15 protein-coding genes are annotated in these 23,011 nt (G+C 38.2%); 5 read left to right on the top strand and 10 right to left on the bottom strand.

The window, feature by feature from the left end; all coding sequences use genetic code 11:
• Positions 1-367 precede the first annotated feature (367 nt).
• Genes G9C87_RS05925 through G9C87_RS05910 form a run of 4 tightly spaced genes read left to right on the top strand, consistent with a single transcriptional unit; the run spans position 368 to position 9,139 of the window.
• Positions 368-4,270 (top strand): PAS domain S-box protein, encoded by a 3,903-nt coding sequence (locus G9C87_RS05925; protein ID WP_172279101.1) that lies wholly within the window; start codon positions 368-370, stop codon positions 4,268-4,270.
• Between the two features lie 12 nt (positions 4,271-4,282).
• Positions 4,283-4,639, top strand: a complete 357-nt coding sequence (locus G9C87_RS05920; RefSeq protein ID WP_172279099.1) for a response regulator transcription factor — start codon at positions 4,283-4,285, stop codon at positions 4,637-4,639.
• 7 nt (positions 4,640-4,646) lie between these two features.
• Positions 4,647-5,714 carry a HEAT repeat domain-containing protein gene (locus G9C87_RS05915; protein ID WP_172279097.1) on the top strand — a complete coding sequence of 356 codons (1,068 nt, stop codon included), beginning with the start codon at positions 4,647-4,649 and terminating at the stop codon, positions 5,712-5,714.
• Positions 5,708-9,139 (top strand): sulfatase-like hydrolase/transferase, encoded by a 3,432-nt coding sequence (locus G9C87_RS05910; RefSeq protein ID WP_172279096.1) that lies wholly within the window; start codon positions 5,708-5,710, stop codon positions 9,137-9,139. The genes G9C87_RS05915 and G9C87_RS05910 overlap by 7 nt, the downstream gene beginning before the upstream one ends.
• A gap of 6 nt (positions 9,140-9,145) precedes the next feature.
• On the opposite strand, the gene G9C87_RS05905 is transcribed toward G9C87_RS05910, so the two are convergent.
• The 6 genes from G9C87_RS05905 to G9C87_RS05880 form a co-directional block, all read right to left on the bottom strand.
• Entirely contained in the window at positions 9,146-10,381 is a 1,236-nt protein-coding gene (locus tag G9C87_RS05905; RefSeq protein ID WP_172279094.1) for a YaiO family outer membrane beta-barrel protein, read from the bottom strand.
• 234 nt (positions 10,382-10,615) lie between these two features.
• On the bottom strand, positions 10,616-11,311 hold the full coding sequence (locus G9C87_RS05900) for an ABC transporter ATP-binding protein (RefSeq protein WP_172279092.1): 696 nt from the start codon (positions 11,309-11,311) through the stop codon (positions 10,616-10,618).
• A complete protein-coding gene (locus G9C87_RS05895; protein ID WP_172279090.1) occupies positions 11,305-12,651 on the bottom strand; it encodes a DUF3526 domain-containing protein in 1,347 nt (448 codons plus the stop codon). The genes G9C87_RS05900 and G9C87_RS05895 overlap by 7 nt, the downstream gene beginning before the upstream one ends.
• Positions 12,651-14,096, bottom strand: coding sequence for an ABC transporter permease (locus G9C87_RS05890; RefSeq protein WP_172279089.1), 1,446 nt, complete (start codon positions 14,094-14,096; stop codon positions 12,651-12,653). The genes G9C87_RS05895 and G9C87_RS05890 overlap by 1 nt, the downstream gene beginning before the upstream one ends.
• A gap of 3 nt (positions 14,097-14,099) precedes the next feature.
• Positions 14,100-16,415 (bottom strand): TonB-dependent siderophore receptor, encoded by a 2,316-nt coding sequence (locus G9C87_RS05885; RefSeq protein WP_172279087.1) that lies wholly within the window; start codon positions 16,413-16,415, stop codon positions 14,100-14,102.
• Positions 16,416-16,558: 143 nt separating this feature from the next.
• Positions 16,559-16,885, bottom strand: a complete 327-nt coding sequence (locus tag G9C87_RS05880; RefSeq protein ID WP_172279085.1) for a hypothetical protein — start codon at positions 16,883-16,885, stop codon at positions 16,559-16,561.
• A 114-nt stretch (positions 16,886-16,999) separates the two neighbouring features.
• Between G9C87_RS05880 and G9C87_RS20850 the strand changes: the two genes are divergently transcribed.
• Positions 17,000-17,122, top strand: coding sequence for a hypothetical protein (locus tag G9C87_RS20850; protein ID WP_262888812.1), 123 nt, complete (start codon positions 17,000-17,002; stop codon positions 17,120-17,122).
• Positions 17,123-17,234: 112 nt separating this feature from the next.
• Here the strand turns inward: G9C87_RS20850 and G9C87_RS05875 are convergent, their stop codons facing one another.
• The 4 genes from G9C87_RS05875 to G9C87_RS05860 form a co-directional block, all read right to left on the bottom strand.
• A complete protein-coding gene (locus G9C87_RS05875; protein WP_172279083.1) occupies positions 17,235-18,641 on the bottom strand; it encodes an MFS transporter in 1,407 nt (468 codons plus the stop codon).
• Positions 18,638-19,288, bottom strand: a complete 651-nt coding sequence (locus G9C87_RS05870; RefSeq protein WP_172279081.1) for a uridine kinase — start codon at positions 19,286-19,288, stop codon at positions 18,638-18,640. Before G9C87_RS05870 ends, G9C87_RS05875 begins: the two co-directional genes overlap by 4 nt.
• Before the next feature lie 44 nt (positions 19,289-19,332).
• Positions 19,333-20,454: a glycoside hydrolase 100 family protein gene (locus G9C87_RS05865; protein WP_172279079.1), complete on the bottom strand. Its 1,122-nt coding sequence runs from the start codon at positions 20,452-20,454 to the stop codon at positions 19,333-19,335.
• 62 nt (positions 20,455-20,516) lie between these two features.
• Positions 20,517-22,940, bottom strand: a complete 2,424-nt coding sequence (locus tag G9C87_RS05860) for a TonB-dependent receptor (RefSeq protein ID WP_172279077.1) — start codon at positions 22,938-22,940, stop codon at positions 20,517-20,519.
• Between the last annotated feature and the right edge of the window lie 71 nt (positions 22,941-23,011).

Genomic DNA, 23,011 nt, shown 5'->3' with positions numbered 1-23,011 from the left:
TATCAACTCAGAATGAATATTGTCGCTCAATCTGTCATTACAGTAACGAATTTTAAAATTAAAAAACGGCATCGAAAAATGTAATCTTTGCATGAGGTCTTGTGACCTTGATGAGATTGTTATCAAATAATTTTAACGACAATTGACTCCGATTGAATGAGTTAAACCGGAATGGAAATGTAATAATCGTTTTATCAGATATTTTTATTGAAGATTAAATTTTCCGTAACTGTAATTTTGAATATTTGTAATCGTAATGTACTATTAAATAATATTAATTGAATATATTGACGATGTTGTAAAAAAATAGTTTCCCATAATGATTTTATAACTATATTTAACATAAAACAAAATATTAGTTAATGTTATGGGGAATTATCCAGTGCCTAATAATGAACAGGGGAGAGTAAAAAAACTGGAACTATTTGATCTTCTGAATCTGCCAAAGGATCCTCAATTAGATATTTTTGCAGAAACTGCTTGTCTGGTTACCGACTGTCCCAGCTCTCTTATTGCTATTATGGAAAGTGATGTCCAGATGATACAGAGCTGTATTGGGATTTCTTTGGATAGTGTGGAGCGTGAAAATACACTTTGCCAGTATTCTATTGCAAACGGAGATGTGTTGGTGATCCCTGATACACTTGCTGACGACAGATCATCCGGGAATTCTATAATTCTGGAAAGTGGTATCCGTTTCTATGCAGGGGTACCGCTGATAGATGATGAAGGATTTGCATTAGGTACATTGTGCGTTATTGATTTTAAGCCTAAAAACCTCTCCGACAACCAAATAGATACTCTGAAAAAAATTGGAGAAGCTATCACCAATTTATATATCGGCAAAAAAAAGAATAAACAGGCTGAATATTTCCAACAGACCTTTGATATTTCCAATAACCTGATTTGCGTTCTTGATAACAAATTTATCCTTAAAGAAGCAAATCCCTCCTTTGAAAAAATATTCGGAATAGCTCCAAAAAAAGCAGTTAATCAGAGTTTTTTAACGATTATAAAAAAGCAGGATGACGATTGGCAACTCAAACTCGAAAACTTTCTTAAGACAGATGAGGAACTGGTTTTTACTACCTCCACAAAAACTGAAGACGCTGGTGCTATAATTATAGAATGGTACCTGAAGCAAAACCATGACCATTCAGAGATTTTTTGTTTCGGCATTAATATTACCCAGCATATCGAAGAAAAGCGCCAGCTTGAAAGTTCCGAACGCCGTTTTAGAAGCTTCTTCGAAAATGCAATCGGGTTGATGAGCATGCACGATATGGAAGGAAATATTCTTGAGGTGAATCAAAAAGGTAGAGAAACCCTGCATTATTCTGCGGAAGAAGTAAACGGATTAAATCTGAAAGATCTCGTTCCTGAACAAAATAGTTCTTTGCTGGAAAAATATTTAGAACGTATCAATCAGAATAAGGAAGATTTCGGAACAATGATCCTCGAGTCAAAAGAAGGTGAAGAACTGATCTGGATGTACCATAATCTTGTGGAAATTGATAAAGACGGAAAACCGTATGTGGTAAGTACAGCATTGAACGTAACGGAAAGAATGAGCCTGGAAAGGGATCTTCTTTATGCCAAGAAAATGCTTGAGCAAACGAGTTCGGTCGCTCAGGTGGGTGGCTGGGAAGTCAACCTTAAAAATAAATCTGTAATCTGGTCCAAAACAGCAAAAGAAATCCATAAAATAGATCAGGAATTCCAGCCCGACTTTGAAAATGCAATCGGTTTTTATAAAGAAGAAGATAAACAAAAAGTTGAGTTCTTATTTAACCGGGCTGTTTCGGAAGGTATTCCTTATGATGCGGAATTTCAGCTTGTCCGCAATGATGGAGTTACGATCTGGGTAAGAGTAAAAGGAATTCCGGAGTTTGAAAACGGAGTATGTACCAGGGTGTACGGAATCATTCAGGATATTGATGCTTTTAAAAATATATATCTGGAACTGGAGAAGAAAGAAGCAATGATGCAGTCTTTTGCTACTTATGTTCCCGTTGCAGTAGCGATGTTTGATAAAGAACTTAATTATGTTTCGGTAAGTACAAGCTGGAAGGAAGAATTCAATATGAATAATATGGAGCTGATGGGAGAGAATATTTATACCATTTCTCCTAACGTTCCTGAAGAAAGAAAGGCCATCTACAAAAATGCTTTAGAAGGCAAGGTCTATAAAAATGATGATTTTGCCATTGAAGTTCCACATAAAGAAGGCATCCAACATTATAACCTGGAAGTAGGACCATGGTATCTTTCTGATGGCGTAATAGGTGGAATAATTGTCTCTGTACAGAATATTACCGATATTGTAAAAACTAATGAAGAACTCAAAAATGCAAAGAAAATGGCGGATATTGCAAGCAAAGCAAAGTCAGAATTTCTTGCCAATATGAGTCATGAGATCCGTACACCTCTGAATGGAGTGATCGGATTTTCAGATCTTCTTTTGAAAACTCCTCTCAATGAAATACAGACTCAATATCTTAATTATATCAATGAATCGGGGGAAAATCTACTCAATATAATTAATGATATCCTGGATTTTTCGAAAATAGAATCTGGAAAAATGGAACTCCTTATCGAAAGATCGAATGTTTATGATTTAGTTAGCCAGGTAATCAATGTGATCCTTTATCAATCACAGAAAAAAAACATTGAGTTGCTACTCAATATTGAACAGGGATTGCCGAAAGTACTTTGGCTTGACGAATCCAGAATGAAACAGATTCTCATTAATCTGTTGGGTAATGCCGTTAAATTTACACATCGTGGCGAGATTGAGCTTAAAGTAGAAAAGCTGAATATCACAGGACAAAATATATCATTAAGATTTTCCGTAAGAGATACCGGGATAGGTATTCCGCTTGAAAAGCAGCAGCATATTTTTGATGCCTTTACCCAGGAAAACAGTTCCATCAGCAAGCATTACGGGGGAACAGGACTGGGACTAACGATATCCAATAATATTCTGGGCTATATGGGAAGCCATCTTTCCCTGAACAGTATACCGGAAAAAGGATCCGTATTTTTCTTTGACATTGAAGTTCCCTATGAGGAATCTGAAGGTATTGAAGAAGAAGAACTGAAAATAGAAAAAGTTCTTATTGTTGATGATAATGAGGCGAACAGGATCATTCTCCAGCACATGCTGGCCTATAAAAATATTGGGTCAAAATTAGCAGCCAACGGGATGGAAGCTTTGCAGATTTTATTGGATGGAGAACATTTTGATGTTATTTTGATGGATTATCATATGCCCATTATTTCAGGGTTGGAAACTATTGAGAAAATTAAGGAATTATTTGCTCAAAAAAATGAAACTTCACCCCTGGTTATCCTTCATACTTCTTCGGAAGAGCATGATGTACTCAACTCTTTCCGGCAAGAAGAAAATTCCTACTTCCTGTTAAAACCTATAAAATCAGAAGAACTCTACCGAACTTTAAAACGTGTAGTACACGATCATGTAAAAGAAATACCGGCAGCTGATGAGCAGGAAGCAGAAAATTTTTTATTTCCACCGCATCTTAAGGTTTTACTTGTTGATGATAACCCTGTGAATATGGTTCTTAACAACAAAATGATGAAATCTTTGATTCCCGATGTTGAGCTTACAGAATCGGTAAATGGACTGGAAGCAGTGGAACAATGTAAAAACAAACATTTTTCGGTGATATTGATGGATGTCCAAATGCCGGTAATGGACGGTATTGAAGCTACTAAACAAATTCGTCTTCTTCCAGGATATCAGGATGTTCCGATCATTGGTGTAACAGCAGGAACCATCATCGGTGAAAAGGAAAAATGCATCATGTCCGGAATGAATGATTTTCTTCCGAAACCCCTGAGACAGTCAGATCTTTTGGAAATGCTAGAAAAATACATTTCCGTTCAAACGATAGAAACAGGAAATACTGTAAAAACTGAGAAATATCTTGATCTGAATCTTCTCAATGATCAAACGGGAGACGATGATGATTTTAGAGCGATTTTCCTGGATCTGGTGGTCCAACAGCTATCTGAGGCGGAAAATAATATAAGAATTGCATCGGCTGAAGAAAACAAAGATGAGTTGAAGAAAGTTCTTCACAAACTAAAAGGTACAGCCGGAACTGCCGGATTGATAAAGCTGGCAGAAACTGCTTTATACTGGGAAAAGAAAGCGGATGAAACTATGGATTTCACCTCTTTACCGCAGGAAATTATCAATGAAATAACAATCGGATTAAATTTAATAAAGGGTTTAATAAAATAAAAACAAAAGACTATGTTGATTCTGATCGCTGAAGACGATGAACTGATTCTAAAAACGATAGAACACAAATTATTAAAAGAAGGGCATGAAGTAATCCTTACCCGTAATGGTAAAGAAGCCATCGAAACCTTAAAAGAGAAAGATGTAGACCTTGCCATCACCGATATCATGATGCCTTTTGCTTCAGGAATAGAAATACTTTCTGCCATACAAACCATGGGAAAGGAGATTCCTGTCATTATGCTATCCAGTATGGGGCAGGAAGAGGTGGTACTAAACGCTTTTGATCTGGGAGCTTCTGATTTTATTGTAAAGCCGTTCAGTCCCAATGAATTGATGTTGAGGATAAAAAGATTTACCCCTAAATAATAGAACGATGCTGCTAACCACTTCTGTACATTTTCTGTTTCTTATCTTCCTTGGGATGTTGTCTCTCGTATTGTTATTGATTACAGGGATTCTTGTTTACAGTTTTTTTCGGTACAAAGAATCTGTGAGAATCTTGGGGTGGATGAAGGTTATTAATCAAAAAATATCGGAAGTTATTGTTTATGAAGATGAAGAAGTTGCTCTTGATCAGAATTTTGTACTTCTTTCCAGGAGTCCTTCATTTAGAAATCTATTCCTGCAAAAACTGGTAGATTCCGAAAAGAAATTTTCAGGTGCTGCAAAAATTAAAATTAAAAACCTGTTTAAAGAATACAATCTCCGGCAGGAAGCCGCTAAAAAGCTTGATCAGAAAAAAACATATCTTATTGCCGGGGGGATACAGGAACTTACGGTCATGAACGCAAAGGAGGACCTTCCCAAAATTTCCTCTTTTTTATCCCATCCTTCCGCACAGGTCTACCAGGAAGCGCAATATGCCATGGTAAGCTTTAAAGGTTTTGAAGGATTGGATTTTTTGAGTACCGCTTCGGGGATAATTTCAGAATGGCAACAGCTCCGGCTGCTTCTCTCCATTACCAGCATACCTGAAAACTCAGGAGAAGCTATTGAAGGCTGGCTTAGAAGTTCAAGTAGCTCGGTTATCATTTTTACTTTAAAATTGGTAAGGAAATTTCAATTGCTTTCTTTTTATCCGATGGTGGCCGATCTTCTGGAGCATTCATCAGTTGAGGTCAGAATACAGGCCGTGCATACCCTTTTGTCATTAGAAGATCCCTCGACCATTCAGTTCCTTACAAAAGTGTATCCCGACCAGCCTTATGAAGTCCAGCTTGAAATTCTTCGTGTGATGAAAGTTTCTAAGGATCAGTCCTGTATAGGCTTACTCAAAAAAGAATTATCGGAAAATATCAATACAGGGATTAAGTTGTATGCAGCGGAAGCTCTTGCTGCATTGGGATATAAGGAATACTTATCAAAACTTTCGGAAGATGAAACGTCGTCCGAAGAATTAATTCAAATTATAAAACACGCAGTCCAGGAAAAAGTATGTTAGAATTCTCACACATTATCTATGAAGTTGTTATATGGTTATTCCTGCTCTATGGGACGGCAGTAGTTATTATTTACGGCTGGGTCGGAATATATGCGTTAGGAGCTGTAATACGTTATAAAAAAGAAAATACATTTACCGATTACAGCATTATTGCCGCTAATCCCAATTCGCCTACCTTCAGCCTTCTCGCTCCCGCTTATAATGAGGGAATGACCATTGTAGAAAATGTAAGGTCCCTGTTATCTCTCTATTATCACAACCTGGAAATTATCATCATTAACGATGGAAGTAAGGATGATTCCATGCAGAAACTGATCGAAGCTTATGAGCTTGAAAGAGTGTCTTTTTTTGTACAAGGTACAATTGAAACCAATAAAATAAAAGGCATCTATAAGAGTAAAAACCAGGCTTTTAAAAAGCTTATTGTCGTAGATAAAGAAAACGGGGGTAAAGCTGATGCCCTAAATGTAGGAATTAATGTTTCTTCAGGAAATTATCTGGTGTGTATTGATGTGGATTGTATCCTGGAACAGGATGCCATTTTAAAACTGGCAAAACCGTTTCTGGAACAAACCGATAAAAAAATTATCGCCTGCGGAGGTGTGATCCGTCTCGCTAATAATTGCGTTATTGAAGATGGAAAAGTAGTAAGTGTAAATATGCCAAAAACGCTCCTCGGTAAAACCCAGGCGTTGGAATATATCCGTGCTTTCGTTCTTGGAAGAATGGCATGGGCGCGGGCATCGGGATTAATCCTGATATCCGGGGCCTTTGGGGTTTTCGACAGAAAAATAGTTTTGGAATGCGGTGGATATGATAAAACTACGGTAGGAGAGGATATGGAGCTGGTAGTCCGTATGAGAAAGTATATGGAAGAAAAGAATGAGCCTTATGAAGTTCTTACAATTCCTGATCCGCTTTGCTGGACGGAAGTTCCTGAAAGCAAAGATATCCTTAAAAAACAACGTAACCGGTGGATGCGGGGAACCATCGAAACTTTGTGGAAACATCGGAAAATGATGTTTAACCCAAAATACGGAAAGCTGGGCATGGTAAGTCTTCCTTATTGGTTTTTCTTTGAATTTCTGGGGCCTTTGGTTGAATTTTCTGGATATATAATCTTTATTATTTTCCTTTTATTAGGAATTATCAATTGGCCGTTTTTCGTGATTTTGTTTGCCCTGGTCGTATCGATGGGATTTCTTTACTCTATTTATGGGATTTTGGTGGATCTTGTTAGCTATCAGGTTTATACCAAAAGGAAAGATTTTCTAACCTTGATCGGCACTGCGTTTTCAGAACCGTTTTATTTCCATCCCATCGTGGTGAAAGCCGGGGTAAAAGGATTTATAGATTATTTTAAAAAATCCCACGGTTGGGGTGAGATGACAAGACAGGGGTTTAATCAGAATACCAAAAATTTACCTTTAAAAGAAAGAATATCCGCGATTCTTAATAATGGGTTGAAAAAATTCGGAATGGTATCAGCCGTTTTTTTGCTTTTATTTTTGGTAGGCATCACAGCAGAATGGCTTTGGTACAGATATTCTTTCCCAAGGCTGAATCCTTCTTCAATTGCAGGAAATCTTTTTTTTGAAAATATTTTGTTTGCGTTTAAACTGATATTTGGCTTTGGAATTATTTATTTAATTATCAATTCCGTAAAAGAGAATTGGGCCAACTTATCAGCACTTGTCCTATTCGGATTGGTGACCGTAGTACAGTATATTCTGTTCTTATATTTCTCTGAGACCCAAAATATGCTTGGGGCAGATCTTTTTTATTACAACAAAGATGAGATCAAACAGATTTTAAGAGCAAGCGGAATGCTTAATTTAAAAAATATTGCACTATTGATCGTTTTGATTGCGATATGTATCACTCCATTATGGATGGCCGTAAAATCCGCTTTGAAGTCGAAATATATCGGGATCGCTTTTTTAAGCCTTGGTCTGATTGCTTTTTTTGTTCCCAGTAATATGTTTCAGTCAAAGGAATTAAACCAGACAAATAATACCTTCGGCCAGACAGCTTCAAAGAGTAAATGGAACTATTTCTTTATCTCCAATGAAGAGAATTTTATCAGCGATCACCCGGAAATCGGAGAAATAATTAATGGGGAAGAAAGCTTTACAGCCGATGCTGAAATGCTCGACAAGTCATTTCCTTTCTTGAGAAAAGAGAATACTCCCGATTTTTTGGGATCTTATTTCAACAGATCCGATGAGGTTCCGAATCTTGTATTTATCGTGATGGAAGGTTTTGGACATGCATACACCTCTCCTAAAGGTTATGTCGGAAACTTTACGCCGTTTCTGGATTCTTTGTCTAATAAAAGTTTGTATTGGGAGAATTGCCTTAGCTCTGCAGGAAGAACATTCGGAGCTTTACCTTCGCTTACAGGATCACTTCCTTTCGGAAAAAACGGATTCCTGGAAATTGAAAAAACACCGGAAAATTTTAACCTTTTTAATATACTGAAAGCCAACGGATTTGAAACAGGATTTCACTACGGTGGAAATTTGTTGTTTGACGGATACCGAAACTTCCTCGAGTACAGTAAAGTAGATCATATTGTAGACATTGGATCGTATGGAGGGGCTTACAAAAGACTGCCGGCAAACAATGGAGACAGTTGGGGATATGAAGACCAGGCTGTTTTCAGAAAGATGCTGGAAACCCAGAAATTACAGCAAAGGCCTTATTTTAAAATGCTTCTTACCCTTTCCACCCATAATCCGTTTCTGATTAATAACAAAGAATATTATGAAAAACTTTATAACGAAAGGTTGCAATCCAATCTTTTAAATCCGGAGCAGAAAAAATGGGCGGCGGGCTTTAAAAACCAATTGGTTGCTGTGCTTAATGCAGATTATGCTTTGAAAAACTTCTTTGAAAACTACAGTAAACGTCCGGATTTTCAACGTACAATTTTTGTTATTACGGGAGATCATAGTATGCCGGAGATCACACTGGAGTCTAAAATTGACAGGTTTCATGTGCCGTTACTGATTTATTCACCATTACTGAAGGAAACAAAACGTTTTCACAAAACGGCAAGTCACTTTGATGTTGCTCCTTCTATTGTAGCCTATTACAGAAATAATTATAAACTCCGAACGCCATCTACTGTTACATGGGTAGGACGGGGCTTTTCTCCTGATCTTCAACCAGGCAAAGCAGGAATCCCTATGATGCAGAGTAAAAATATGATGGCTGATTTTGTTTCAGATCAATATTATCTTCACGACGGGGAGTTGTTTACCCTTGAAAACTCAGAGGAAGAACCTTCTAATGATGCTTCTGCCCTGAATATGATCAATGGGCGTTTTAACCAGTTTAAAAGGATGAATTCAAGTTTTTATACCACGAAGAAACTAATGCCTGATTCTGTAGTTATTAATTTTATGAAAAAAAATAAATAAAACAGTCTAAAATTTTCTTGTGTAGCCTAAAGTAATATCAAACTGGTTTCCTTTTGTATTCGGAAGGTATTCCTGGTTGTAATACATGGTTCCCACAGAGAATATATTGGATTGTACAGTAAAATTATATTCAGCACCTACTTTGAAAGTTTTAAGCTTAAAAGTTTCATTTTCAAGAAGGTTATTGCGGTTTTCTTCAGGGCTTATTCCCGTGCCGATCTGAAAGCCAATATAATCCTGAGCACTTTTCGTATAATAGCGTACTGTTCCGGTATAGGAATGCGAGATATTTTTGTTATCCGGCGTAATGTAGGTTCTTATATTAAACCAGAAATTCTTGTAATATTTTCCGATAGATGCTGTGTACATCCAGATGCTGTTGCTGAAATAAAGCTGCCTGTATCCGATTTCTCCTTCGAAACTCTTAGGAAGATTAGCATAAAGGGATACCCCTGTACGGTATTTCGGGAAAAGCCCGACATCATTGGAATAGGCACCTCCCACATACAAGTAAAATGTTTTTGATAACCGTGGATAAGCTTCCATCTCAATCTGGGTACCGTCTTGAGCAAATTTGTTGGCATAATTCCCTCTGATAATCATGGCTCCAATAGGGGTAGCCCTTTTATAGCTGATCCCTACAACATGCCAGTCGTCATCAAACTGCTTATCAAAATGGGAATAGTTATAAAGAATGCTTATAGCGTTTTTAGAAGTAAACTCTTTCACTTTTACGGCAAGGCTGTTGGCTTCCGTGTTTTTCGGATCGATGGCTAAAATGGATTTAATGGCTTTTTCGGATTCAATATAATCTTTGTCTGCATAATTTACTTTTGCTTTTAAAAGTAAAAGCGCTTCAGATTGCGGATGAAAAGATAACCCTTTGTCGAGGATCTCTTTGGCCTTACTATACTGGTCATTCCAATATTCTAAGGAAGCATAGGCAATAAAGTAATCTTCATCCTGTATATTTTTTTTTCCAAGTGCTTCAAAAACTGTTCTTGCAGACTCCGGATCCTTATTCCATGTATAAACTCTTCCTAAAAAAATTGAAATATCGGTATAATCGGGGGCTTTTTCCAGGGCTTGTTTAGCCAATACAATAGAGTTGGTATAATCCTTATTCTCGAATGCAGCAGTTCTTGCTTTTGCAAATAATTCGTCGGCTGACAGATTTTGCTGCGCATGTATTTGTAACGGAAATAATATCAGAAGAACTAAATAGCCAAAATATATTCTCATTGAGGTGAAATTCTTAATCAATATAAAGACGAATTGTATCTTTAACAAATATATTAAACTTTTTTAAGTAATTCATTGTAATTATTTCCATTAAATAAGGAGCGTAAAGTTGATAGGAGCCCCTGTCTCTCCATCTTATTACTTATGAGATCAAAGCATTCATAAGATTCTTGTAAAGAAAGATAATACAGAGAAAGTTACAATACATATTCAATAATTTAAAATTCAAAATAATTAGATTGTTTTCAAATACAGTTCCTTCAGTTCTTCAGCTGAAAACGCTTTGGATGGAATATTTTGTACCAGTTCTCCCTGCTTCATAATTCCGATATTCGTAGCAACACTTACCGCGTTGAAAATATCATGGGTGGCCATTAAAACAGTTCGTCCTTCTAAGCCTAGCATTCTTACAATTTCTGTAAATTCAGCGGTGGCAATCGGGTCGAGTCCGCTGGTCGGCTCATCAAGGAGCAGAACTTTGGCATCTTTAGCGAGAGCGATAGCAATTCCAACTTTCTGCCGCATTCCTTTTGAATAACCTCCCAAAGGTTTATTATGAGCAGTTTCCTGTAAACCGGTTTGTTGTAAAAGACCAGAAAGTTCTTCTTTATTATAATTAAATCCCGCAATTTTTGAAAAGAAATCAAGATTTTCAATTCCGGTAAGATTCGGATAAAGTAATACAGTTTCAGGAATGTATGCCAGGTGTTTTTTAATTTTTTCGGGATGATCTTTTACTGAAATATTGTTAATGAACGCATCACCGGAAGTAGCTTTAATCAGGCCTAAAAGAATATTGATAGTTGTACTTTTTCCGGCTCCGTTCTGTCCGAGAAGGGCAAAGATTTCCCCTTCCTGAATTTCAAGATCAAGAGATTTTAAAGCGGTAAAATCGTTGTATTTTTTATGAAGTTTGATGGTTTTTAACATAGCTTTCTGAATTTGTTTTGTGAAAGGATTAGCAATAAAAAAATTAAAATGAAATAGGGAAGAAGTAAGCTGAAAAGATTAATTTTCTCAGAATCCGTAAAGATTTTTACAGTCTGTTTTTTCCAGTCGATCATTTTTCCGTTTATATTTTCAAAAATATAAGGATAGAAATACAGCCTTTGTTTCTCGTGGAAATTTTTCAGGCTTTCTGCATAATTTAGCTGATTTTCCATTCCTGTTCCGGCAACATTACTCTGAATCCATTGTGTTTGAATATTCGGTAAAATATACCCTAAGTAAATGGCTGCATTGTTTCTGCTCTGCATTTTTTCATGATATTTCTTTGAAGAAGCCGCTGATTCCACATCCGCCATGTGCTGCATTGCGTAATACCAGGCATAAGAAAAGTCGCTGTTTTCCGCAATCTCGTATTGGCTGAACTGAGGATAGATTTTATAGAATTTCTGCATTGTAGGAACTTTCGGTTCATCCCACTTGTTGTGATAACCTTCCCGTTGTTCGATTTGTGCCTGCAATCCTTCTTTTACAGGAATCAATTTCTGTATCATCATATTTGCAGTCATCGGAATTACAAAATTCATGCTCAGCCAGAAAATCACCAGGGTTAAAGCATTCCACGAAGAGGACTTCTGATAACCAATAATCCATCTACATAAGGCAAACCAGAAAGCCAAATATAGAAAACTGGACAAAGCAAAAATAGTGAAGGCCAGGTCTACCGGAATTTTAATGTAAAAAAGGGCAGCAATTAACAATAAAACATAAACCGAGCTTACGGCCAGGAAGCGGATCAGCAACTTAGCATCAATCAGCTTTCTTACATTTTGACTTTGAACCGAAAGTAATTTCCAGGTTCCTTTTTCTTGATCTTCGGAAATGATATTGTAGCACAAAGCAATAATCACGAGTGGAAAAAGAAATATCATCACAAAAGAGAAATCGAAATTTCCAACCGCCGCATTTGCAGGGTTGAAAAAATCGGAATTGTTTCTCTGTTCTTCCAGGTTTCGTATCGTAACGCCCTGAATGGAAGGATTCAAATCTCTCATACCGATATTTAAAGCAGCCAGTCTGGGTATTTCATTCACGAGATTAAATTTCACATAATAGAGTAAAAGACCGATATTATCACTGTGTAATTCCACATTTTTAGCGATGCTGTTTTTTTGATAGGTTGCACTTTTAGTCATAATTTCTTCATTCCTGTCCAGAAATTTTTTACCGGTGTACAAAGAGCATAAACCGGCAAAAAGAAGAATCAACAAAGAAATAATATAGGCTTTGTTGCGGTAAAACTGTTTAAATAAATAATGATTCATTAGATTAATTTTAAATTTTTTGCACTTAATTCAATCATCAGAACACAGGCAAGGAGCCAGAAAAGAATAGCAAACAGAGGAAGAATCTGGTTGCCCAGGCTTTCTTTAACTGACGTAAACTCATACTGAAAATCAGGAAATTCCTGCCAGTTTTTTTTGCTTACCATTGCCTGTTTTTCACCTTTTTTGGGTGGAGTGTTGCGGATGTGTTCAATCTGTAAATCATTCATTCGCTGGGCGAGTGTATAGCGGTATTTCTCTGCCTGATTCTGAAATTGCCGGTACGCAAAATAATCTGTTCCCGAAGCGGTCATTGAAAGATTTTTAATCGCCATCACAGGATTGATGAAACCGAAAATTTCATTCAGTTTTTGCTGTTGATCGTATTGATCCTGAAGTCTTTTCAAATGATCAACATACAGTTTTGCACTGATTCTTTCTCCTTCTTTCATCACAATTCCACCGTAATTAACCGGAAGTTCATCCGTTGTTTTCACATTGTATTTTGCCAGAAGCGAATCTTTAATGTGTTTAAAATGCGGATCATTGGGGTTGTGGCTGTCGCCTACTTTCATAACATCTTCTTCTACCTGGGTTTCAAAGGCAATTCTTGATGGAGTAGGATAGAGATTCTGCGCTGCAAACTGAATTCCTTTTGGTAAAAAAATCGACAGGATTATCCATGAGCCAATTAAACTGATTAAGGCGGATGACGAAGCTTTGCTTTTTGCAGAAATTAAAACGGTCAATGTACTGAAGAAAAAATAATAGATCATATACGCCGGAAAAAGGATCAGTATTCTTGATAAAATATCAGTAAAATGGCTTGATTCAACCATAAGTCCGGCCACTACAACGATGGCAATCACAGGAATCAGAAACAATAAAGAAAACTGCCAGAGACTAAGGATTTTTCCCCATACAATAGCTCGTGATGAGGCTCCCTGAACGGTAAGGATTTTCAGTGTGGCCTCTTCTCTTTCACGGACAATCAGGCTGAAACCGAGAAATAAAATAATCAAAGGAACTATTGCCTGCAGAATGAATGCTGCACTGAACGCTCCGAAACGTACGAGAGTCCCTGAACTTCCGGCTTCCGAAAGGTTAGCGGTATTTTGTTTATGGGCTTCAAGGAAAATAACATTTCCAAGGTAATCGTCCAATCCGTTATCAAAAATACTTAACGGATGCCCGATTCTGAAAACGAGATAACCATAGTGGGCCATCCTGTGCGGATGCTTGTCAGGCCTGTGCTCCCAGTTTTCACGGGTTTCTTTACGGTATTCCTTTATCTTTGAATAAGTTTCACCGTATTTTGTAAAACCTATTCCAATGCTTATAAAGCAGAACAGGAGAACAGTAATGGCAATGAGCAGGTTTTGTTTACTTTTAAATAAATCCTGCCGGGTTTTTCTTACAATGAGTTTCAGGTTTGAAAAAGCCATGGTTTAAAATTTATAAGTTGCTGTAAATAGATAATTTCTTGGGGCACCGGGGAACAGTCTCAGGTAATTTTGAGCGCCTATCCAATACCTTGTATTGGTAATATTGTTCACATTCAAAGCCAGCTGAAGCTTAGTTTGCGGTACGGAATAATAAATTGCCACATCCACGGTAGCATAAGCAGGAAGCTCGAAACTTCTGGTGAACCAGGGAATTTTTTTACTTTGATAGAGTATTCCCGCACCCATTCCGAAGTCTTTTAAAAGCTGAATGTTGGTAAAATTATACCTCGTCCAGATATTGACGGAATTTTTTGAGGTATTTTCTTTAGCTAAACCAATTAAAGCAGGATTGGAATCATCCAGAACCCTTGCGTCAATATAGCTGTAACCAGCGTAAATGTGCCATTGCGGAAGAATATGACCCGTAAACTCAGCCTCAAAACCACGGCTTCTGTCTGCGCCACGCTGGATCAGTTGATCAGGCTCTGCAGGATTATTGGCGTTCATCAGGATATTTTTCTGATTGATTTCATAGATGGAAAAAGTGGCATTAATTTTTCCAAAAAGCTTGGTTTTGACCCCGAATTCTTTCAGATCGGAAAGCAGGGGTTTGTACAATGAGGCGGAAATTGCACCTGTAAAATTTACTGTTTGCGGCATCAGGGTAACCGTATTGGATTGTGGCTGATACCCTGTAAGATATGTTGCGTATATGTTTGTATTTTCTGTGATGCTGTATGTCAGGCCGACCCGGTAAAGCATCTTCTGATTTCTGAAAGAACTTTCTTCCGCTTTCTTATATTGGGTAATGTCCTGAAACCATTCCTGTCTGAGTCCCGCCAGAAGTTTAAACTTTTTCCACGTCAGTAAATGTTGTACATATGCTGCATGAGTAGTTGTTAAAGCCGTTGGTAACGGGTTGATGATATTCAAAACAGTATAGTTATTCCCCTGATGGTTTGCCGCTCCGGGCGTCAGGTCGAATGGGCTCACATTGGGGGTGGGAAATATAATGCCATTATAAACCGATGTCTGATATAAAGCAGCATTGGCTGGATTATAAGATGAGCTTACTGTTCCATCCTTCATCATGAAACCTCTTGCGGCATCTTGTTTTCCGCCGCTTTTTTTCTCCCAGATATGGCTGTCATATCCTACTAACGTCTGATGTTCAAGGGGTCCTGTTCTGTAAGTAAAATTAAAATAGGCATTAATATTATCCACCGACCAATGTTGAATTCTTTCCATATACTGCATCATCACCAGGCTGGAAATCTGGTTATTGCTGATATCCGGCACAAAAGAATTTGTGGTCCTCGTTTCATGGATGTCTTCGTTCCAGAACTGTTTCATATAAGAAGCATTAAAACTGATGTTTTTATTGAAATGATGGGCTAGGCTTCCCATCAGAGTAAGATCTTTTGTTTTAAAATAGTCACCCGGAGCCCCCAGATTTAAACTGACAGGAGTGCTGTTGAGATCGGTTTTTCCGGCAACTGCTCCAAAGATAGGCTGTCCTCTGTCGAGGTTTCCGTTCATTTCGTTGTAAATCATTTCTACATTCACCGAAGTTCTATCATTAGGGATAAAGGAGATCGAGGGAGCTATTAAAATTCCGTTATTTTTTACATGATCCCGAAATGATTTGGCATGCTGATGGGCACCGTTGAAACGATATAAAAGCGTTTTACTGGTATTCAAAGGTCCGGTTACATCTGCGGAAAGGCGATAGGTATCAAAGCTTCCTCCCGATAAACTTACTTCGTAACGGGAATTTGCCAAAGGTTTTTTAGTTACCATGTTGATCGTTCCTCCTGGGTCTACGCTGGACATGGTAATACTTGCCGGACCTTTAAAAACCTCCACACGCTCGATGTGTGGGGTCATCGGCTGAAGAAAATAATATTGCCTGGTGCGCATTCCATTAATGATCTGGCCTTCTTCATTCTGGCTGATTCCCCGGATGCTGTACTGATTATAAAAACTCACATTGGAAACGCCTGCAACATTTTTCAATACATCTCCCAGCCTGAACGCCTGCCTGTCGTTAATAAGTTCTTTGGTAACCGTATTGAGCGTGAGCGGAAGATCTTTGTTTTTCATCGCAATCTTAGTGGCCGCAAATGAATAATCGGAAATATAATCTTTGGATTTTCGCCCTATAATTTCTACCGTCTGAATAGTGACGGGAATTGAATCTTTTTTAATTTTCTGAGCATGGATCACACCTGAGAATATGATACAACCTAAGCCTGCTAAATGAAAAGTTTTAGTGGGAATAAAATGTATGATTCCAGGATTATAAGCATTAAATGACATAAATAGAGAGTAAAATAGGTATAATTAAATACCTGGTGAGTAAAGAATATCTTATTCTACTTTTAAAATAAAATATCCCAAAAAGACAGTTACTGCAGATAACAAATCTGTAGCTAAAAGAGTTTAGTTTGAAAAACTAGAAATCAGGAGAGAACGGGAGGAGCCCTGGAAGAGAAAAAATCAAGGAGACAACGGTATGATACGGCCTTTGGCTGAGGTATTTCGTTATCATTTGAATCGTTTATGGCAAAATTTAGATTCTGAATTTCCGGAAGAAGACTTGTATTCATCTGCAAATGGAGTGCACATTGGCAATCGTCCTGGGAAACTGTTGGGGCTTTTTCCTTTTTAGAATCTTTTTTGTTGTCAATTTTGGTTGTTACATGTTTCGCATGTTCAAGACATATGCTTATTCCACTGACGTTCGAAAGAAAGATCAGTAACAGAGAAAAGGTAAAAAAGATTTTCAATGTTTTTTGCATAAGAAGCGGTAAAAGTAAGGATAAAATTTTATAAAATGAAACTTTGTTGCAATATTGAATGTCGGCAGCCTGGAAATAACAAGCAAAACATAAACTCTATATTTGAGTAGTTGCTTGTTGGATATGGGAAAAGAACTTCTTATAGCAGTATTAAATGCTATAGGGGATAATAGTTCTGAAGAAGGTAAGGCACAAAACCGTAGAGTAGAGCTTGCGAAAAAATAATATAAATGCTGCAATATCGGAGAATTGTAGCTATTTGGCTTAAAAAAATCCCAACGAAAGCTGGGATTTTTTTATTGAAGTTTTATTAAAGAATAATTCTTATCATCTGGTATTATTCGCTTTTAGGAATACCAGGTTTAATAAAAAAGACACATGCGCCGGCAGTCAGAAATAATATTCCGGATACCATAATGGCTGAAGAAGGATTACTATTCAGAAAGAAATTAAAAATAGTCCCGAAAGACAGGGTCTGAATCAGCATGGGAATAACGATCATCATATTGATAACGCCCATGTAGATTCCCCTTTTCCGGTGAGGGATAGAAGGGGAAACGATGGAGTAGGGCAAGCCCATCATGGAAGCCCATCCAATTCCAAGAGCCACCATTGGGATAAGAATAGCATATTCATTCCTGATAAAAGGTAACGTCATTATTCCCAATCCTGTAAGGAATAGACAGAAAATATAAGTGTTTTTTGAACTGAACTTTTTAGCAAAAGGTACCAGGAGTAATGCGGAAATCATGGTCACAATATTATAAGAGCCATTCATAAGTCCCGTTTGTCCTACTGCTACTTCTACCTGGTGCAATATGTTTTTTGCCCAAGTCAGGTCGGATGCTGCAATGGGTATTCCGCTTTTAGTGCTTTCCAGAAGATGATGGGCTTTCATTTCATCAGCTTCGGAAACTCCGTACAGTGACCATTTCAGCATGGGCGTGATAAACTGCCAGTATACAAAAAGGGCATACCACTGGAAAAGGTACACCAGGGCCAGTTGCCAGAGAACTTTCGGCATTTCTCTGATGGCAATGATTATTTCTATAAAAGGAGTAAAAAACGTGCTGCTTTCTTTGGCTTTTTTTATGTCCTTAAGCTCATCTTCGGTGGGCGGAATCTCCGGTGTCTTATACACAGACCAGGCTACCGATGCAATGGAGCAGAAGGAACCTAAGAAAAAAGAATAGTAAACCCAGACCGGAATACCGCCGTTCGTGGAATTTCCTGCGAGATATTTCTGAAAAACAAACAGTGAAAGATTTGCCAGGGTAATACCCGCCCCTACAAACAGGCTCTGCATCTGAAAGCCGAATGTCTGCTGGTCTTCAGGGAGTTTATCACCAATAAAAGCTCGGTAAGGCTCCATAGCTGTATTATTCGCCGCATCCAGGATCCATAACAAACCTGCTGCCATCCAGATGGTAGAACTGAAAGGGAATAAAAATAGAGCAATGCTGCAAAATAGAGCACCGAGCAAAAAGAATGGCTTTCTTCGTCCCCACCTAGGACTCCAGGTCTTATCGCTGATGGCTCCTATCAGAGGCTGTATCAATAATCCTGTGATAGGCCCGGCCAGATTCAGGATAGGAAGCTGCTCAGCATGGGCACCCAAAAAAGAATAAATAGGATTTACGGCCGTCTGCTGAAGTCCGAAACTGTACTGAATACCAAAAAATCCGACATTCATGTTCCAGATCTGCCAGAAGCTCAGATGGGGAATGATTCTTTTTGCTTTCATAAACCGGTATTTAAAAGTTCATAGTTTTTCCCCAGAATAAGATCTGCTTTATTTTTAAAATTTCTGATAATCTGATGTTCTATTTCCAATACTTTTTCTATAAAATCACTTTGTTCATCCCGGTTACGGTTCATCCGGTTTCTGTAAGTATCCTTATAATCCCTGTCTATGAAAATTTTAAAATCAAAAGCTTCAATTTCAAGGACGTAAGTGCCTTCTGCAATAATAATACTATATTCTGATGTATCCATTATTTCATTGCTTATCGTGTTCTCACCGTAGTTCACCAAAGGTTTTTCTATTTCCGGATCTCCATTTTTTAAGTCCCTTATATTTTGAGAAAGTGTATTGAGATCAACTTCATGTATGCCTACGTTGTCCAGAGATTTCAGACGGTTTTCGTGATTTGTTTTCGGGGGGAGTTTAAAGTAATCATCCATTTGTAGAACAATACCCTTCAGGTTTTCCTGTTCCAGGATCTTCTGAACGGCAAAAGCTGTTACGGACTTTCCGCTTCCGCTTTCTCCTGCAATTCCTATCGCTATTTTCTGGTCTTTATGTAAGGGGAAACGTTTTTTCAGTATTTCTGTGATCTCTCTGGCGGTGGCCAGATGTTTTTCTTTCAGTTCTATAATATCTCCAATCATTTTTTTAATTTTTTGAACCTATCTTGGTTATTTGAAACAATGCTTTACAGCGACATGAAAAGATATCCGGATGCAGAAAAACAGAGCTGCCCGGTTCCCAGTGGCAAGAGCTTGTCTGTTGAATAATATTCTCTGAAATGCTCACCCTTTTCATGCATTAATGTTTCGTATTCCGTCATAATTTTTTCAGGAATTTCCCTGATTCCCTTTTTCTTAAGACCCAGGCACAGCCATCCTAAAAATATAGGCCAAGATCCTCCGTTGTGAAAATGGTAGGGTTGGTTTTTAAAGCTGTAACTGTAGTTGTTTTCCAGTAAACGCCAATCGTCATCTCTCGGAAAAATAACCGGGTAAAAGACAGGAAGCATCCAGTGCTTAAACTCATCACGGATACCCTTTAGAAATTCTGAAAAAGCCTGCATATCCATTTCAAAATCTAAAAGTAGAGCCAGTGCATTCCCGGCCAGATCAAACCTTTCATCATATCCGTTTGCATTCAGGGAGGCCCAGAAGTAGGGGTTTGCTGAAGCTTTTGCATAGGCTGTTTCATGATACCTGGTTACATTGGAATCATTTTTATAAAAATTCTGCTGGATGAGATCTTTTGTGTTTTCCGATACTGTTTTTAATTCGGGATCATTATAAACTTCTGAGGTGTTTTTCAATGCCCAGTATCTCAGGACATTATCATACAGCGTATATCCTGATGTCACATATTCATCTGCCCAGTTTCCTCCAAGGGGGCTGTAGACCAAACCTCTTTGATTGTATTCCCAGGTCTTAAGGCATGAAAGCGCCTGATATATCTTCTCTTTCAGACTGCTTTTAAGCGCATCATCTGATGTTGTTTTAAGGTATTCACAGGTCGTAACAATCCACCATGCCGTAGCATCCGTTCTTCCTACATGTGTTCCGTAACTCGCTTTGCCATTCACCACATTGGAAGGGATCTGCCCGTTTTCTGCCTGATGTTCGGCTAAGGTGAGAATAGATCTTTTAAGCCCGGAAATGATCTGCTCATCATGGATTAAAATTCCGGCATATCCTGTCATCATAGAATCCCTTGACCATACTCTTGCATAATTATCTTTTTGCTGTGCTGAGGCCAGAATACCCTCTTTTGTAATGGCTTTTCTGATGATCTCAATGGCTTCCTGTTTAAACATATTTTTTATTTTTTTTAAATACAGAGCGGATTAAAAAAAATCGTTCCGTCTATAACCAACTATTAAAAATCAAATTTCACACTTGCGCTGTAGCTGCTTCCCGGAAGTGTTCTGGCTCTTACAATTCCATTTCCGCCTGCGATGGATCCTTCTTCGGCCTCCGTAACTGCAATGGCGTTAAAGATATTATTGGCATTCACATTTACTGAAAGGTTTTTCATGATCTGATAAGAAATGTAAGGATTTACAATGGCATATCCCGGCATAACCAGCTTATTGGAATCCTGGGTGTATGCTTTTGTGGTTCCGATCAGATAAAACCCGACATTCACTTTACCCATATTGAAATTCGGGTTTACGGAATACATCAGCTTAGGGGTTCTTCTCGGCGTGTTCCCAATAATAGAAGGGTCAAGTGCATTTTTGATCTCAGCGTGGGTATAAGTAAGCCCTGCTTTTACTTCAAAACTTTTTGTAATTCTGTAATATCCATCCAGCTCTACTCCCAGAGACTGGTATTTATTTTCTGTTTTCCTCTGGGTGGTTGCTTCGTAATTCGCTTCTTTTGTTCCGGCGTAGAAAAGTGTGGTATTCAGGAAATATCCCGCTCCTCTGAGTTTGTATCCCGCTTCTATCTGGTTAACTTTATTTACTTTTACAGCATCCAGTGCAGGATCGTCATTATTGGTATAATTATATCCTGAAAACAGGATTCTGTCTGCAGAAGCGCTTCCACCCTGGCTTACCCTGGCAAATACAGCATTTTTATTGTTGAGCGCATAATTGGCCCCCACCGAATATCCGAAAATCCCGTATCTGTAGTTGACCGGAACATTAATGTTATCATTGGATCCCACCATTTGCTCAGGAATATCAATGACGCCGTTTCCATTCATATCAAGGCTTGTATAGGTAACGGTGGCTCCTGAAAAAGTTCCCGTTACTTTTCCGATATCGTATCTTGCTCCGGCATCTATCGTCAGCTGATCTGTTGCATTGATTTCAATCTGGGCATGGGGTGCGGTGATATCATATTTGGTATTGTAATCCCTCTTCAGGTTTCCCCAGTCTTTCATTCCGTAATTCAGTAAACCATGGTCTGTGATCAATGCTCCGGACGTATCTTTTACATCGACCAACCGGGCATTGCTGTCATTGACTTCCTGAATGTAATTGTTCCACATCCAGGACATATTGATGTTTTGTGTGGATTTATACAAACCTGCATTCAATTTTAATCTGTTCCATTTCTTATTGATATTCAAGTCATTCACGAAGTTATTGAAGTTGTTCAGCTTTACATTAAAAAGGGCCAGCTTCATATAATTGGCATTCATATCTACCGGAGTATTCGTCCCTGCATACACAGCACTTCCGAAATTGGTGAAATTAGCAGCAGTAAAGAAATCACTGCCTTTGCTTACACTGGCTGGAAAAGGGGCAATAAACTGTCCGCTGTTGGCTGCATAACGAATTTTTTCTTCCAGCTTCCAGCCTTCTCCAAGGTCATAATTAAAGTCTGCCCCGATCACCTTTGAAAGGGAATGCATTCCATCCGAAACATCACTGTTAAAAATATTTCCGTCATTTCCTAAGGTTCTGTCGTGCTGAAGATTGATGGTTTGTAAAGCACCTGTGAGAATATTGTAATTCGGCAGAGAAGACCATTTAGGATCTCCGTCGGTTCCTGTAACGCCTACAGGCATCGGCATATAAGCGGCTGTTCTGTCACCCAGGAGCTTTGCATATATTCTGAAGCTTCCTTTATCAAACTTTTTCAGTAAAGAAAGTCTGAACTGTCCGCCGTTATTGGAATTAAATCCGGTTTTTCTCGGTCCGTCCGATATCCTGTAAAATCCTCCTACTGCGATATAGGTATTTTCCGCTATGGATGTTCCGTAATCGAAATCTGTTCTGTAGTTTTTATAATTAAGACCAATCTGCTGCGTAATGCTTCCACCTTCTTTTTCTCCTGTTTTTGTAATAAAATTGATGATCCCTGCCGGAGAATTGCTGGCAAAAACAGAAGCAGATCCTCCTCGTAAAGCTTCCACCCTGTAAACAAAAGAATCAAATCGGGTAAACTGGTCCTGCGTTCCGAAGGCAATGTCTCCAAACTGCATCACCGGTAAACCGTCTTCCTGGATCAGAAGGTATCTTGAACCTCCCGCCGAAACCGGAACTCCTCTTACCGTAATATTGGAATTTCCTTCTCCACCGGATGATTCCGAACGGATCCCCGGAATAGTACGGAAAATTTCCGCAGTTGTTCTTGGGGCTGCATTTTCTATATCTTTCATTTTTAATGTGGATATAGAAGTACTGGTTTTAATGGAAGCTTTAGGATTGGAATTTCCTGTGATCACCACTTCATCAATGGCCTTACTTTTTACAATCGTATCATTTTCTGTACTTTGGGAAAACATGAATGCAGCTGTATTCATCGTACCCAAAATAAGCAGTTTGGTAAAAATTTTTGATTCCATATCGTTTCGGAGTTTTTTTGTTATGATCCAAAAGTATTTTTTTTACCCTATGTAAAATGAGCTTTATCCCG

It is taken from the genome of Chryseobacterium sp. LAM-KRS1 (genome assembly GCF_013184525.1).
GTDB classification, from domain to species: Bacteria; Bacteroidota; Bacteroidia; order Flavobacteriales; family Weeksellaceae; genus Chryseobacterium; species Chryseobacterium proteolyticum.
This window is presented reverse-complemented; position numbering and strand designations above follow the sequence as displayed.

What these genes read in the sequence shown, in the direction of transcription:
- G9C87_RS05865 (WP_172279079.1), bottom strand. Translation starts at nt 20,454, where the DNA reads ATGTTTAAACAGGAAGCCATTGAGATCATCAGAAAAGCCATTACAAAA.
- G9C87_RS05920 (WP_172279099.1), top strand. Translation starts at nt 4,283, where the DNA reads ATGTTGATTCTGATCGCTGAAGACGATGAACTGATTCTAAAAACGATA.
- G9C87_RS05875 (WP_172279083.1), bottom strand. Translation starts at nt 18,641, where the DNA reads ATGAAAGCAAAAAGAATCATTCCCCATCTGAGCTTCTGGCAGATCTGG.
- G9C87_RS05860 (WP_172279077.1), bottom strand. Translation starts at nt 22,940, where the DNA reads ATGGAATCAAAAATTTTTACCAAACTGCTTATTTTGGGTACGATGAAT.
- G9C87_RS05870 (WP_172279081.1), bottom strand. Translation starts at nt 19,288, where the DNA reads ATGATTGGAGATATTATAGAACTGAAAGAAAAACATCTGGCCACCGCC.
- G9C87_RS05925 (WP_172279101.1), top strand. Translation starts at nt 368, where the DNA reads ATGGGGAATTATCCAGTGCCTAATAATGAACAGGGGAGAGTAAAAAAA.
- G9C87_RS05890 (WP_172279089.1), bottom strand. Translation starts at nt 14,096, where the DNA reads ATGGCTTTTTCAAACCTGAAACTCATTGTAAGAAAAACCCGGCAGGAT.
- G9C87_RS05915 (WP_172279097.1), top strand. Translation starts at nt 4,647, where the DNA reads ATGCTGCTAACCACTTCTGTACATTTTCTGTTTCTTATCTTCCTTGGG.
- G9C87_RS05905 (WP_172279094.1), bottom strand. Translation starts at nt 10,381, where the DNA reads ATGAGAATATATTTTGGCTATTTAGTTCTTCTGATATTATTTCCGTTA.
- G9C87_RS05895 (WP_172279090.1), bottom strand. Translation starts at nt 12,651, where the DNA reads ATGAATCATTATTTATTTAAACAGTTTTACCGCAACAAAGCCTATATT.
- G9C87_RS05910 (WP_172279096.1), top strand. Translation starts at nt 5,708, where the DNA reads ATGTTAGAATTCTCACACATTATCTATGAAGTTGTTATATGGTTATTC.
- G9C87_RS05885 (WP_172279087.1), bottom strand. Translation starts at nt 16,415, where the DNA reads ATGTCATTTAATGCTTATAATCCTGGAATCATACATTTTATTCCCACT.
- G9C87_RS05900 (WP_172279092.1), bottom strand. Translation starts at nt 11,311, where the DNA reads ATGTTAAAAACCATCAAACTTCATAAAAAATACAACGATTTTACCGCT.